Source organism: Amycolatopsis sp. NPDC059235, assembly GCF_042754125.1.
Classification (GTDB): domain Bacteria; phylum Actinomycetota; class Actinomycetes; order Mycobacteriales; family Pseudonocardiaceae; genus Amycolatopsis; species Amycolatopsis albidoflava.
In genome coordinates, this window is record NZ_JBHZAG010000010.1 from 109,360 (window position 1) to 123,504 (window position 14,145).

The 14,145-nt window shown below is 70.0% G+C and carries 13 protein-coding genes; 11 read left to right on the top strand and 2 right to left on the bottom strand.

Features of this window, described 5'->3' with window-relative positions; genetic code table 11:
- The first annotated feature begins 6 nt into the window (after nucleotides 1–6).
- The 9 genes from fabG to ACFXI3_RS09960 all read left to right on the top strand — a co-directional run bounded on the left by fabG (nucleotide 7) and on the right by ACFXI3_RS09960 (nucleotide 8,554).
- Complete coding sequence (fabG, locus tag ACFXI3_RS09920) at nucleotides 7–726, top strand: 3-oxoacyl-ACP reductase FabG (RefSeq protein ID WP_344273627.1); 720 nt, start codon at nucleotides 7–9, stop codon at nucleotides 724–726.
- On the top strand, nucleotides 723–1,586 hold the full coding sequence (locus tag ACFXI3_RS09925) for a MaoC family dehydratase N-terminal domain-containing protein (protein ID WP_378399255.1): 864 nt from the start codon (nucleotides 723–725) through the stop codon (nucleotides 1,584–1,586). The genes fabG and ACFXI3_RS09925 overlap by 4 nt, the downstream gene beginning before the upstream one ends.
- A complete protein-coding gene (locus tag ACFXI3_RS09930) occupies nucleotides 1,579–2,793 on the top strand; it encodes an acetyl-CoA C-acetyltransferase (RefSeq protein ID WP_378399256.1) in 1,215 nt (404 codons plus the stop codon). The genes ACFXI3_RS09925 and ACFXI3_RS09930 overlap by 8 nt, the downstream gene beginning before the upstream one ends.
- Complete coding sequence (locus ACFXI3_RS09935; protein WP_378399257.1) at nucleotides 2,790–3,245, top strand: MaoC family dehydratase; 456 nt, start codon at nucleotides 2,790–2,792, stop codon at nucleotides 3,243–3,245. The genes ACFXI3_RS09930 and ACFXI3_RS09935 overlap by 4 nt, the downstream gene beginning before the upstream one ends.
- On the top strand, nucleotides 3,242–4,930 hold the full coding sequence (locus ACFXI3_RS09940) for a CoA-transferase (protein WP_378399258.1): 1,689 nt from the start codon (nucleotides 3,242–3,244) through the stop codon (nucleotides 4,928–4,930). Before ACFXI3_RS09935 ends, ACFXI3_RS09940 begins: the two co-directional genes overlap by 4 nt.
- Nucleotides 4,927–5,739, top strand: coding sequence for an enoyl-CoA hydratase/isomerase family protein (locus tag ACFXI3_RS09945; RefSeq protein WP_344273614.1), 813 nt, complete (start codon nucleotides 4,927–4,929; stop codon nucleotides 5,737–5,739). The genes ACFXI3_RS09940 and ACFXI3_RS09945 overlap by 4 nt, the downstream gene beginning before the upstream one ends.
- A complete protein-coding gene (locus ACFXI3_RS09950) occupies nucleotides 5,736–6,887 on the top strand; it encodes a CoA transferase (RefSeq protein ID WP_378399259.1) in 1,152 nt (383 codons plus the stop codon). Before ACFXI3_RS09945 ends, ACFXI3_RS09950 begins: the two co-directional genes overlap by 4 nt.
- Nucleotides 6,888–6,948: 61 nt before the next feature.
- Complete coding sequence (locus tag ACFXI3_RS09955; protein WP_378399299.1) at nucleotides 6,949–7,779, top strand: acyl-CoA thioesterase domain-containing protein; 831 nt, start codon at nucleotides 6,949–6,951, stop codon at nucleotides 7,777–7,779.
- Nucleotides 7,780–7,858: 79 nt separating this feature from the next.
- Nucleotides 7,859–8,554, top strand: coding sequence for a GntR family transcriptional regulator (locus ACFXI3_RS09960; protein ID WP_378399260.1), 696 nt, complete (start codon nucleotides 7,859–7,861; stop codon nucleotides 8,552–8,554).
- A gap of 446 nt (nucleotides 8,555–9,000) precedes the next feature.
- On the opposite strand, the gene ACFXI3_RS09965 is transcribed toward ACFXI3_RS09960, so the two are convergent.
- Complete coding sequence (locus tag ACFXI3_RS09965; RefSeq protein ID WP_378399261.1) at nucleotides 9,001–9,894, bottom strand: HpcH/HpaI aldolase/citrate lyase family protein; 894 nt, start codon at nucleotides 9,892–9,894, stop codon at nucleotides 9,001–9,003.
- Nucleotides 9,895–9,914: 20 nt separating this feature from the next.
- Nucleotides 9,915–11,084: a CaiB/BaiF CoA-transferase family protein gene (locus tag ACFXI3_RS09970; protein WP_354741180.1), complete on the bottom strand. Its 1,170-nt coding sequence runs from the start codon at nucleotides 11,082–11,084 to the stop codon at nucleotides 9,915–9,917.
- A gap of 158 nt (nucleotides 11,085–11,242) precedes the next feature.
- On the opposite strand from ACFXI3_RS09970, the gene ACFXI3_RS09975 reads away from it, so the two are divergent.
- Nucleotides 11,243–12,706, top strand: a complete 1,464-nt coding sequence (locus ACFXI3_RS09975; RefSeq protein WP_378399262.1) for an aldehyde dehydrogenase — start codon at nucleotides 11,243–11,245, stop codon at nucleotides 12,704–12,706.
- A gap of 17 nt (nucleotides 12,707–12,723) precedes the next feature.
- Entirely contained in the window at nucleotides 12,724–14,118 is a 1,395-nt protein-coding gene (locus tag ACFXI3_RS09980) for an MmgE/PrpD family protein (RefSeq protein WP_378399263.1), read from the top strand.
- The last annotated feature ends 27 nt before the right edge of the window (nucleotides 14,119–14,145 follow it).

Consider the following 14,145-nt stretch of genomic DNA (forward strand, 5'->3'; position numbering starts at 1 on the left):
ATCGCCATGACTCTGCTCACCGGCCGGACCGCCGTGATCACCGGCGGCGCGCAAGGCATCGGACTCGCCATCGCCCAGCTGTTCGTCGCCCAGGGCGCCCGCGTGGTGCTCGGCGACATCGACGGCGACGCGGCCGCGAAAGCCGCCGAGAGCTTGGACGGTGTCGGCGTCGCCTGCGACGTCACCAAAGCGTCCGATGTGGACGCTTTGCTCGCCGCGGCCCCGTCTCCGGTGGACGTGTTCGTCAACAACGCGGGCATCACCCGCGACGCGACCATGCGCACCATGACCGAGGACGACTTCGACCAGGTCATTTCCGTGCACCTCAAGGGAACCTGGAACGGCACCCGCAAAGCCGCCGCGCTCATGCGCGAACGCAAGAGCGGCGCGATCGTCAACCTGTCCTCGCTCTCGGGCAAGGTCGGCATGGTCGGGCAGACCAACTACTCCGCCGCCAAAGCCGGGATCGTCGGGCTGACCAAGGCCGCGGCCAAAGAAATGGCGCACCACGGCGTCCGGGTCAACGCGATCCAACCGGGCCTGATCCGCACCGCGATGACCGAGGCCATGCCGCAGAAAGCCTGGGACCAGAAAATGGCCGAGATCCCGATGCACCGCGCGGGCGAAGTCAGCGAAATCGCCTCGGTGGCCCTGTTCCTCGCCTCCGACCTGTCCTCCTACATGACCGGCACCGTGCTCGAAGTGACCGGCGGGCGATTCATGTGACCGGCTGGGAACCGCACGCCGTCACCACCGCGGAGCTGGTGGACCCGGCCCCGGTCGAGGCGCTGGCCGCACTGTTCGACAACGGGCTGCCTGCCCCGCAGCCGGGCGAGGACCTGCCGCCGTTGTGGCACTGGGTCGCACTCCCCCGCTGGCCGGTCTCCTCCGAACTCGGCCCCGACGGACACCCCGCCCGCGGCACGTTCCTTCCGCCGATCGACCTGCCGCGGCGGATGTTCGCCGGCGGCGAGGTGACCGTGCACCGGGCCCCGAAGATCGGCGAGACGGTCACCCGTTGGTCCATTGTGGACTCGGTGACGGAGAAATCCGGCCGTTCCGGACAGCTGGTGATCGTCGTGGTGCGGACCGTGCTGTCCGGTGTGGACGGTTCGCCGCTCGTCGAGGAACGGCAGGACCTCATCTACCGCGAAGCAGGCACGACCACCTCCGACGCAGCCCCGGCGCCAACCGACCTCGCCGGTGCCCCGTTCCGCCGCAGCGAAGACGGCTGGGACTTCACCACCGACCCCACCCTGCTGATGCGCTTCTCCGCCGCCACCGCGAACGCCCACCGCATCCACTACGACTGGCCCTACGCGACCCGGACCGAGGGCTATCCCGGCCTGGTCGTGCACGGGCCGTTGATGTCGCTCGCACTGGCCGAGGTGCTGCGCCTGGACTCCCCCGACGCGCGAGTGACCCGGCTGGCGCACCGCAACCTGGCACCGCTGTTCTGCGGCCAGCCCGCGCACCTGCGCACCGAACCGCGTCCCGGCGGCGCGACCGTGACTCTCGTCGGTCCTGCGGGACCGTGCACCAGCCTCGAAGCCGACTACCCCGAGGAAGGCACTCCCCATGCGTGACGCCGTCATCTGCGAACCTGTCCGCACCCCGATCGGCCGCTTCGGCGGTGCGCTCAAGAGCGTGCCCGCCGCCGACCTCGGCACTATCGCGCTCAAAGGCCTCCTGGAGCGCACCGGCCTGCCCGCCGACGCGATCGACGACGTCATCCTCGGCCACTGCTACCCCAGCGCCGAAGCCCCGGCGATCGGCCGGGTAGTCGCGCTCGACGCCGGGCTGCCGGTCACCGTGCCCGGCATGCAGGTCGACCGCCGCTGCGGATCCGGGCTGCAGTCGGTGCTGCTGGCCGCGCTCCAGGTGCAGGCGGGCGCGAGCGACCTGATCGTCGCCGGCGGCGCGGAAAGCATGTCCAACACCGTCTTCTACGCCAACGATCTCCGCTGGGGTGCCACCGGAGCAGGCGTCCACCTCCACGACTCCCTCACCCGCGGCCGCCAAACCCCCGGCGGCAAGCACTACCCCGTCCCCGGCGGCATGCTCGAAACCGCCGAAAACCTGCGACGCCAGTACAGCATCAGTCGCGAAGAACAAGACCGGCTCGCCGCCGAATCACACCGCCGGGCCGTCGCCGCACAGCAATCCGGAGTCTTCGCCGAGGAGATCATCCCGGTGCCGGTCGAGACCCGCAAAGGCACCACCGTCGTCGACACCGACGAACACCCCCGGCCCGACACCACCGTCGAGACCCTTGCGAAGCTGCGACCGGTGCTAGGCAAACAAGATCCCGAAGCGACGGTCACCGCAGGCAACGCCAGCGGCCAGAACGACGCCGCCGCCGTCTGCATCGTCACCACCCGCGAACGCGCCGACCAACTCGGCCTCCGCCCCCTCGTCCGGCTCGTGTCCCACGGCGTCGCCGGGGTCGAGCCGAAGGTGATGGGCATCGGACCGGTGCCCGCCTCCGCGCTCGCACTCGAACGCGCCGGGCTCAAGATCTCCGACATCGACCTCATCGAACTCAACGAAGCCTTCGCCGCACAAGCGCTGGCCTGCACCCGCGAATGGGGCTTCGGCGACAAGGATTTCGACCGGCTCAACGTCCACGGCTCCGGCATCTCCCTCGGCCACCCCGTCGGAGCCACCGGCACCCGCATCCTCGCCACCATGGCCCGCGAAATGCAGCGCCGCGAAGCCCGATACGGACTCGAAACCATGTGCATCGGCGGTGGGCAAGGCCTCGCCGCGGTCTTCGAGCGGGTGACCGCATGACCCGCGTATTCAGCTCAGCCGACGAAGTCCGGGCCGCGATCGGCGAGGAAATCGGGCCGACCGACTGGTTCGCCGTCGACCAGGCGCGGATCGACGCCTTCGCCGAAGCCACCGGCGACCGGCAGTGGATCCACACCGATCCCGAGCGGGCCGCGAACGGGCCGTTCGGGTCGACGATCGCGCACGGCTTCCTCACTCTGTCGCTGATCCCGTTCTTCAGCGCGCAACTGGTCCGGCTCGAGTGCGGGTCCGCGCGGATCAACTACGGGCTGGGCAAGGTCCGCTTCCCGGCCCCAGTTCCGGTCGGGTCCCGGCTGCGCGCCCGTGCGACGTTCGCCGAGGCGAAAGACAGCGCCGCCGGGGTCACCGTCACCACGCGGTACACCGTGGAACTCGAAGGCGCGGCGAAGCCGGCGTGTGTCGCCGAAACTTTGGTGGTCGTGGCCGGATGACCGATTTCTGCCGCCTCGACGAAGCCGTCTCCCGCCATGTCCGCGAGGGCGACGCGCTGCACGTCATCCTGGGACACAGCCGCTGGAGCGCGCTCGTGCGCGAGATCGCGCGGCAGCACTGGCACCGGCCGTCGCGGTTCACGCTGATCATGGCCAGCCTGTCCTCGCTCGGCGCGGCGCTGTTCCGCTCCGGGTGCCTGGAGAAGGTCGTGACTGTCTACTCGGGAGACTCGTTTCCCGTGTTCACGCCGAATCCGGTGTTCCAGCAGTCCTATTCGGACGGTTCGGTCGAGGTCGAGAACTGGTCGTTCCTGAGCTACATCCAGGGCTTGCGCGCCGCCGCTACCGGCGTGCCCGCAGTCGTCACGGGCTCGGTCCGCGATTCGTCAATGGCCGAAAACCCCGGCTACGCGGAGGTCGACACGCCGTTCGGCCGCGTCGGCCTGGTCGCGCCGCTCACCCCGGACGTCGCGATCGTGCACGCCGCGGTCGCCGACCGCCAGGGCAATCTGGCGATCGCGCCGCCGATGTTCGAGGGCTCGATCGGCGCGTTCGCCGCGCGTCGCGGAGTGCTGGCGACGGTGGAGAAAGTCGTTGACGATCTGCGTCCGTGGGCTTCGTTCGTCCGCATTCCGGCACACCGGGTGCTGGCCGTGGTCGAGGCTCCGTTCGGCGCCCATCCCGGCGGGGTCTTCCCCGGCACCGAGGGCGCGCGGCTGCCGGTCGACGGCTACGCCGAGGACGTCGAGTTCTGGATCGCGGCGCGGGAAGCGAGCCGTTCGGCGGACTTCGACGACTGGATCCGCGAATGGATCCTCATCGACCACGACACCTACCTGGCGAAACTCGGCGAAGCGCGACTCGCCGACCTGACCCGCACGCTCGGGCAGTCGACTCCGCCGACCGGCCGCGGCGAGCACACCGGGCCAGTGACCCGGCCGGAACGCGCGGCGACCTGGCTCGCCGCACTGGTCCGGTCCCGGATCGCCGAAACCCGCGCCGACGGCGTGCTCGCCGGAGCCGGTCTGGCGAACCTCGCCGCCTGGGTGGCCGTCGAACAAGCGAAAGCCGACGGGCACGAGGTCGCGCTGGCGGCCGAACTCGGGCTCTGGGACTACTCGCCGACGCCCGGCGACCCGTTCATCTTCAGCTTCGCCAACTTCCCGTCGTCCTCGATGCTGCTTGACACCGAACAGGCGCTGGGGAATCTCGTCAACGGCCCCGCGACGCGCTCGATCGCCTGCGTCGGCGCGGCGGAAATCGACCGGCAGGGCAACATCAACACCACCCGGATCGCGGGCGGCCCGTATCTCGTCGGTTCCGGCGGCGGGAACGACGTCGTGACCGGTGCGGACGAGACGTACGTCGTCGGGACGATGAGCCCGCGGCGGTTCATCGAAAACTGCAGCTACGTCACCAGCCCCGGCGCACGGGTCCGGGCCGTGGTCACCGATCTCGGCATCCTGACCCAGCGCGACGGCGAACTCGTGCTCACCGCGATCGCGCCCGGTCCGGAGCCGCTGGCCGAACGCGTCGAGCACGTCCGGTCGCGGTGCGGCTGGGACCTCACCGTCGCCGACGACCTGCGCGAACTGCCCGAGGTGACCGAAGAAGACGTACGACAGCTGCGAAAGTACGACCGCGAGGGCTTGTTCCTCCGCGACGGCAAGAAGGGAGCGGCATGAGCCGCTACGCACGATTCGAGAACCTGCGGATCGACGGACCGGACGAGGACGGCGTCCTCGAACTCGTCCTCGACGCCCCGAACCTCAACGCGGTGAGCGAAGCCGCGCACGCCGATCTAGCCGACGTCTGGCGCGAATTCGACCGCGACCCTTCGGTGAAAGCCGTTCTGCTGCGCGGCGAAGGCAAAGGCTTCTCCGCGGGCGGGTCGTTCGATCTGGTCGAGAAGCTGGCCACCGACTTCGAAGCGCGCTCCCGCACCATGCGGGAGGCGCGGGACCTGGTCTACAACGTGATCGACTGCTCCAAGCCGATTGTCTCGGCGATCCATGGCCCCGCTGTCGGCGCCGGGCTCGTCGCCGGAGTGCTCGCGGACGTCTCCGTGGTCACCGCCAACGCCAAGATCATCGACGGCCACACGCGCCTCGGCGTCGCCGCGGGCGACCACGCCGCGGTGTGCTGGCCGCTGCTGTGCGGGATGGCCAAAGCCAAGTACTACCTGATGACCTGCCGACCGCTCAACGGTGCCGAAGCCGAACGGATCGGCCTGGTGTCGCTGTGCGTGGACGAGGAAGCCGACCTGCTGCCCACCGCCCGAGAGATCGCGCACGAACTCGCGAACGGCGCGCCCACCGCGATCCGCTGGACCAAGCAGAGCCTCAACCTCTGGTACCGCCAGCTCGCCGGTGCCATTTTCGACTCCTCGCTCGCTTTGGAGTTCTACGGCTTCGGCGGGCCCGAGGTGCACGAAGGCCTCGCCTCGCACCGCGAACGCCGCAAGCCGGACTTCTCCCGGGTGCACGACGCATGAACCCCGCTCTGCTGAACGGGTTGCGAGTGGTCGAGCTGTCCGCCTATGTCGCGACGCCGCTGTGCGGGCTGACTCTGGCCCAGCTCGGCGCGGACGTCGTGCGAGTCGAGCCGCTCGGCGGCGCCGCGGATCGCACGCGTTGGCCACTGTCGGACGACGGGACCAGCCTCTACTGGTCCGGGCTCAACAAGGGAAAACGGGCGATCGCCGTCGACCTGGAGTCCGAAGTGGACCGCCGCCGGGTCGCCGACCTGATCGTCGACGGCGGCCCGTGCGTGGTCGTGACCAACACCGAACGACACGCCGACCTCGGCTACGAAGCGCTGAGCGAGCGGCGACCGGACCTCATCCACGTCCTGCTCACCGGCCGAGCCGACGGCGGTGCCGCGGTCGACTACACCGTCCAGGCCGCCACCGGCTTCCCGCTGCTCACCGGCACCGGATCCGAGCCGGTCAACCACGTGGTGCCCGCGTGGGACGTCTGCGCCGGACTGTATCTCGCGGTCGGGCTACTGGCCGCCGAACGGCACCGGCAGGTCACCGGCCGCGGCCGGTCGATCCGGGTCGCGCTGGAAGACGTCGCCCTCGCCACCGCCGGGAACCTCGGCTACCTCGCCGAAGCACAGCTCACCGGCCACGAGCGGACGAAGTCGGGCAACGACGTCTACGGCACCTACGGCCACGATTTCGAGACCGCCGACGGCGTCCGGGTGATGATCGTGCTGCTCACCGAACGGCACTGGGCGAAAATGCTCTCCGCGACCGGATTGTCGGCCGCCTTCGCCGGATTGGCCGAGGCGCTGGGAATCTCGTTCGCCACCGAGTCCGACCGCTACCGGCACCGCGACGTGATCACGCCGCTGCTCGCGAGGTGGTTCGGGCGGACGCCGTACGCCGAAGCGGCGGAAACGCTGACACGGCACCGGATTCTGTGGGAGCGCTACCGCAGTTTCGCCGAACTCGGCCGCGACAGCGGGGCCGCGCTGCGCGAACTGGCGCTGTTCGGAGAGGTCGACCAGCCCGGCGCGGGCCCGCATCAGGCGCCGAAGTCGCCGATCCAAGTGGACGGGGCCCGGCTCGCCCCCCGCCCCGCGCCGGAAGTCGGGCAGCACAACGACGAGGTGCTGCCGACGCCCGCCGAAAGCTGACGACGCTGTCCCGGCCGCCTCCTTCCTCTGACATATAAAATGTTATATTTGGGAGGTGACGATGGCCTTTTTCACCGCGGCGCCAGGCCCGGACGGCGAACTCCTGCACCCGCTGCCGGAAGCACGGGCGAGCTGGAGCGACGGCGCGCAGCTGCGCGGCATGGCGACCAGCGGAGCGCTCGCTCGCGCCGCGGAACGGGCGGCCGGGACGGGAGCGTTCCGCCCGGCCCGCTGGACTGTCGATCTGCTGCGCCCGGCGGCGTTCGCGCCCTCGGCCGTACGGACGGAGGTCGTGCGCCGCGGACGTCGCCTCTGCCTCGTCGAGGCGACGCTCTGGCAAGGGGAAACCCTCGTCGGCAAGGGCTCCGGGCTGTTCCTCGCGGCCGGCTCCCCCGCTGTCGGCAGCGTCTGGGCCCCGGCTGGGCACCCCGCGCCACCGCCGCCGGACGTGGCGCCCGCGACCGAGGAACCGCGCGTGTTCCACAGCGAGGGCGTCGGCTGGACCGGATCGCCCGAACCGCACCAGAACGCCTCGCGCAAGACGCTCTGGGTGTTCCCCCAGGACATCGTGCGCGGCGAGCGGCCCACGCCCTTCCAGCACGCCGCGACCGCCGCGGACCTGGTCAACCTCGTGACCAACTGGGGCGACGCCGGCCTGGAGTTCATCAACGCCGACCTCACGCTCACCCTCGGCCGCGTCCCCGCGAGCGACCTGCAGCTGGGCCTCGCCGCCGACCACCGCGTCGAGCACGACGGCGTCGCGGTCACGACCGCGACCGTGTTCGACCGCGAAGGGCCCCTCGGCACGGTCAGCGGAACCGCGCTGCTCGCCGCCGCGCCGGTGGATCCGCGGCGGGTCGGCGCGCCCGGGAGCCTGCCGGCCGTGCCATAATCTCCTGCCGTCGATATATCATGTTCTTTGCTGAACATCAGATCCTCGAAACCGCTTCGAGGCGTTGGGGAGGTGGCCCGTGGCCGACGAACTGGCCCGGCTGCGCGGCGGCGACCGCCGTCAGCAGCTGCCCGAGGAAGTCGCGACGTACGTCCGCGAGCTGATCATGTCCGGCGACGTCAAGCCGGGCGAATTCCTGCGCACCGAACCCATCGCCGAGGCGGTCGGGGTCAGCAACACGCCCGTGCGCGAAGGGCTGCTCTCGTTGCGCAGCGAGGGTTTCGTGGAACTCGTGCCGCGCCGCGGGTTCGTCGTGGCCCCGGTGTCGCGCCAGGACGTGCGGGACCTGTTCTGGGCGCAGGCCCAGTTCTCCGCCGAACTGGCCGCGCGCGCCGCCAAGAAGATCACGCCGGAGCAGGTCGCGCGCCTCGAAGCGATCAACGAGGATTTCGAGAAGGCCGCCGGAGCCGGGGACCAGGAAGCGATCACCCGGCTCGGCCACGAGTTCCACCGCCAGCTCAACCTGGCCGCCGACTCCCACCGGTTGACGCTGCTGCTCAGCTCCGTGGTCAAGCACCTGCCGAACCGCTTCTACGCGACGATCGAAGGCCACGTCGAGCACACTCTCGCCGACCACGCCGAACTGCTGCAGGCCTTGCGCGGCCGCCACGCCCGCAAGGCGCGCACGATCGCCGAACGGCACATCCTCGACGGAGCCGACAACGTCGTCCGGATGCTCGAGGAGCGCGGTCTCTGGTCGGAAGAGAGGGAATAGTCCACACCGGACAGCGGCTGAGCGGCCCGCCGATCGCCGCTGACAGAACGAAACCGGCTGGGTCACCTCGATCGAGGTGACCCAGCCGGTGCTTTTCGGCAATGCCAGGATCTTGAGCCGCGTGGTCTCAGTCTCGCTGACCGTCCACAAGAGACGCCACAGCCGCCGAAATGCCCGATTGCTCCCCGCCTGACCATGTCTTGCGGTCCGTGAGGGCCACCCTGAAGGAATCAGATTCCCTCAGGGTTCCCCTCACGGACCGCACACCGCGCATCCCAGGCCAGGCGACACCATCGACCTGGGCAGACGCGGCGCGAACGCACCCGCAGCGCCGCCTTAAGCTCCTGGCATTGGTGCTTTCCGGGCATTCGCCGCACTAGTCTCCGCCCGCGCGACAATCCTCGAACCGGCCGAGGCGGACCGCCCCGGAAACAGCCGGGAACAGATCAAGCGTTCGCCGCGATCGCGTCCGCCTGCGCGACGATCCCCTCCGCGGTCTTCACATGCGCGATGTCGACGTGCTGGCCCTCGAAGTCCACCGCCGCGCTGCCCGCCGCCTCCGCCGCGCGGAACGCCTCGATCAGCCGCCGGGAGTGATCGACCGCCTCCGGTGCCGGCGTGAACACCTCGTTGGCGATCGCCACGTGCGACGGGTGGATGCACACCATGCCGCGGTAGCCCAGCTGCTTGTTGTCCGCGCAGAACTGGCGCGCGCCGTCGAGATCGCGGATGTCCTGCCACACCCCGGCCACCGGGTGGTGCAGTCCGGCCGCGCGGGCGGCGAGCACGAGCCTGCTGCGCAGGTACAGCGTCTCCAGTCCGGCCGGGGTGAACTCGAAGCCCAGCTCGCGGCCGACGTCGGCGCTCGGGCCGGTCGCGCCGAGCAGGCTGGACACCCGAGTCGTCGCGGCGGCGATCTCCTCGCAGTGCGCCATCGACACCGCGGTCTCGAAGCTCACGATCAGCCCGACGCTGCCCGCTTCAAGTCCCTCGCGCGCCTCGATGTGCGACACGACCGCGTCGATGCGGATCAGTTCCTCGGCGTCGAACACTTTCGGCAGGAACAGTCCGGCCAGGCCGGGCCGGATGACCGCTTCGAGGTCCGCGCCCTGGATGCCGCTGACTGACGCGTTGGGCCGCACCCACACGTCGGGACGCACGCCCTGCGCGTGCAGCCGGTCGATCGTCTCCGCGACGACCGGGCGCGCGCTCTCCTTTTCCGCGACCGGGACCGAGTCTTCGAGGTCGAGGATCAGCGCGTCGGCACCGGACGCGAGACCCTTGTCCGCCCAGGAAGCCTTGTGGCCGGGGACGAAGAGCATGGAACGGTACGGCTTCATCGAAGTTCTCCAGTAATCGTTCAGGATTCGTACAGGACGCCGGTCGCGAACAGCTTTTCGACGTCTTCGGCCGCCAGCACCTCGCTCGCGACCGCACGGGAGTCAGCGCCCACCGTCGCCGCGACCGAAGACCGGTCCGGGCGCACGCCGTCGAACGTCCACGGCGGACGGAGCAGCGCGAGACCGTCTGGCTGATGGTCGGCGATGTCCAGGTGCCGCACCTGAGGGTGGTCGAGGTAGCCGGTCATGGACAGCACCGGCGCGAACGGCACGTCGTGTTCGGTGAGCACGCGCTCCCAATATTCCTTGGGTTTGCGCGCGAACTCCGCCTCGACGATCGGCACCAGCTCGAAGTAGTTCGCCTCGCGCGGGCGGTACTCGGCGAAGCGCGGGTCCTCGAGCAGATCGGTGCGCTCCAGCGCGCGGCACAGCGCCTGCCAGAACTTCTGCGACGACGACAGGTGCACCGCGAGGTACTCGCCCGTGGAGGTCGGCACGCAGAAGTTCTGCGCCTGCGGGTGCCTGCTGGTGCGGCTGGGATCGCGGCCGAGTTCGAAGGCCTGCGTGATGCCGTCGGCGGTGAGCACGCTGACCGCCTCCATGATCGAGGTCTCCATCCGCTGCGGCTGCCCGGTCTTCAGCTTGCCGACCAGCGCGGCGAGAACGCCCGCCGCCGTCGTCAGCCCGGTCACCAGGTCCGCGCTCAGCCCGCCCGCGAGCTGCGGCCGCCCGTCGTCGCTGAAGAGCGAGTACAGCCCGCCGAACGCGTGCCCGATCGTGTCGTAGGCGGGCCGGTCGGCCAGCGGGCCGGTGGAGCCGAACCCGGTGACCGAGCCGTAGACGACGTCCGGGCGCAGTTCCCGGCACTCGTCGGGACCGAGCCCCATGGCGGCGAGCTTGCCGGGGCGGAGATTCTCGAGCACCACGTCGAAGCGCGGCACCAGCGCCTTGATCAGGTCGATCCCCTCGGCGGTCTTGAGGTCGACCGAAAGGCTGCGCTTGCCGGCGTTGTACTGGCGGAAGTACGGGCTTTCGTTGTTCATCCGGCGCCGGAAGTCCTCGCCGACGACCGGCTTCTCCACCTTCACCACCTCGGCGCCGAGGCCGCACAGCATCGAGGTCCCGAACGGGAGCGAGATGTAGCCCCCGATCTCCAGGATCCGGATGCCGTCGAGTGGCTTGTGCTGCATGTCGCCCGCCTTCGGTGAGGGTGCACTGCGATAATATTTTATATTATCTGGCCCGTCACGAGTCAAGGCGCCCGCGTTCGCCGCTGCCTCTAGTTTAGATATTTTATATTCTGTATGCTGACCTCGGTCTCCCTCGGACGAGCAAGGAGCGTGCCCCGATGCCCGCACAGCCCCAGCTGTGGCAAGGCCACTACGACAAGCTTTTCCTCGGCGGGCGGTGGACGGCCCCGGCGTCCGGCCGGCGCTTCGACGTGGTTTCCCCCTCCACGGAGGAAGTCCTCGCCCGGGTGGCCGAGGGCGTCGAATCGGACATGGACGCGGCAGTCGCCGCCGCGCGCCATGCGTTCGACCACGGCCCGTGGCCTCGCCTGCCGCTCGAAGAGCGGATCGCCGTGCTGCGCAAGCTCAGCGCCGCTCTGGCCGAGCGCGAAACCGACATCGCGCAACTGGTCAGCGCCGAGATGGGCTGCCCGATCACGCTGTCGACGAAGATGCAGGCGATCGGCCCGCGGCTGCTGCTCGACGCGTTCCTCGATCTCGCGCCGGGCTATCAGTGGCAAGACACCCGCCGGTCCGCGACCGGGCACGCGCTCGTCACCCGGGAACCGGTCGGGGTGGTCGCCGCGATCGTGCCGTGGAACGCGCCGTTGCTGATCACCATGATCAAGCTCGCGCCCGCGCTGCTGGCCGGCTGCACCATGGTGCTCAAGCCCTCGCCGGAAACCCCGCTCGACGCGTACCTCCTCGGCCATCTGCTGGAAGAAATCGGGCTGCCCGAAGGAGTGGTCAACATCGTCCCGGCGGGGCGGGAAGTCAGCGAATATCTCGTCCGGCATCGCGGCGTGGACAAGGTGTCGTTCACCGGCTCCACCGCGGCCGGGCGGCGGATCGGCGCGTTGTGCGGCCAGGACCTGCGCCGCTGCACGCTCGAACTGGGCGGCAAGTCCGCGGCGGTACTGCTCGACGACGCCGACCTGGACGCCGCGATCGCCGCCGTCCGCGCCGTGTCGCTGCGCAACACCGGCCAGGTGTGCAGCAACAAGACCCGCATCGTGGTCTCCCGCTCGCGCCGCGACGAACTCCACGACCGGCTGGTGGACCTGATCGGGTCGATGCCGGTCGGCGATCCGTTCGACCCGGCGACCGAGATCGGCCCGCTCGCCAGCGCGGCGCAGCGCACCCGGGTCGAGGGCTATCTCGCCGACGGCAAAGCGTCCGGCGCGTCGCTGCTGATCGGCGGCGGACGGCCGGACGGGCTGGAGCGCGGCTGGTACGTCTCCCCCACCGTGTTCGCCGACGTCGAACCGGGCGCGAAGATCGCCCAGGAGGAGATCTTCGGCCCGGTCCTGACCGTGCACGCCTTCGACACCGAGGACGAGGCGGTCGCCATCGCCAACAACTCGGACTACGGCCTCAACGGTTCGGTGTTCTCCGCCGACCCGGAGCACGCGTTGGCGGTCGCCCGGCGGATCCGCACCGGCACCGTCGAGGTCAACGGCAACCCGGTCGGCTTCACCGCGCCGATCGGCGGATTCAAGAACAGCGGCATCGGCCGCGAAGCGGGCCCCGAGGGCTTCGACGCCTACGTCGAGCTCAAGTCCTACGGCCTCCCCCTCTCCTGATCGGAAAGGCAACCACTGTGGGTACCTTCTCTCCCGTCGAAGAAGCCGCGGCGCGGCTCGTCACCGACCTGACCTTCGACGCGATCCCGGCCGAAGCCGTCGCCGGGACCCGCCGGCTGCTGCAGGACCAGCTCGCCCTCCAGGTGGGCAGCGCGGCGCTGCCGTGGAGCCAAGCCGTGCTCGAAGCGACCAGGGCGGCACACGTCCCCGGAAACGCGCACGTCGTCGCGACCGGCGACGCGATGAGCGCGGCCGACGCGGCGTTCCTCAACGCCACCTTCGGCCACGGCTTCGAGTACGACGACGCGCACCGGTCCAGTTCCGCGCATCCGGGCAGCTGCGTGATCTCCGCGGCGCTGGCCGTCGGCGAAGAACTCGGCTCCGACCTGCGCGACGTGCTCACCGCCATCGTCGCGGGATACGAGGTCTACACCCGGATCGGCAAGCTGGCGAATCCCGATCTCCTCGTGCGCGGGTTCCACCCGCACGGCCTGCTGTCGACCTTCGGCGCCGCCGCGGTGGTCGCCAAACTGCGCGGATTCGACCTGGAGACCACCGGGCACGCGCTCTCGATCGCGCTCAGCCACGCCTCCGGCACCACCGAGTACACCTCCGGCGGCGGTTCGATCAAACGCGTGCACTCGGGCATCGGGACCCGCGGCGGCATCCGCGCGGCCGAACTCGCCGGAGCCGGGATCACCGGCCCGACCACCTTCCTGACCGGCTCGAAGGGCTTCTTCCGCACCTTCGCCGCGGTGGAGGTCGGCGACGAGGCCGCGGCCGCCTTCGGGCTCGGCGAGACCTTCGAGATCTCCCGCGTCTGGCTCAAGCCCTACTGCTGCTGCGGGATCAACCACGCCTACATCGACGGCGCGCGGCAGCTGACCGGAGACGCGGACCGGATCGAGTCGGTGCTGCTGGGCATCCAGACCGGCGGGGACGTGGTGATCGGCAACCAGAACCGCAACGCGTACGCGCCGAAGATCATCGAACACCTCCAGTACAGCCTCCCGTTCCAGTTCGCGCTGTCGGCGCTGGGGCGCGGAAACGGGTTCTCGACGCATCAGGCTTACCTGGCCGGGAAACTGGACCTCGGCGAAGACAGCGACGTCGCCGCGCTGGCCCGGAAGGTGAAAATCGAGGTGCGGCCGGACCTGGACGAGCAGTACCCCGGACGCTGGGTCGCGGACCTCACGGTGACCTATCAGGACGGCACGAGCGAGCAGGTGTTCGTGGACAACCCCGCCGGGACAGCGGAAAACCCGATGTCGCAGGCGGATCTGGACGCGAAGTTCCACGACGTGCTGTCCTCGGCGCTGAGCGAGGACCAGCGGGCCGCACTGCTGCACGCGATCAAGGACGGCGATCTCGACCAGCCGGCCGCCGAGTTCGCCAAGCTGCTGCGGGCCTGAATCGGCGAAAAGGCGCCAGCGAGTCTC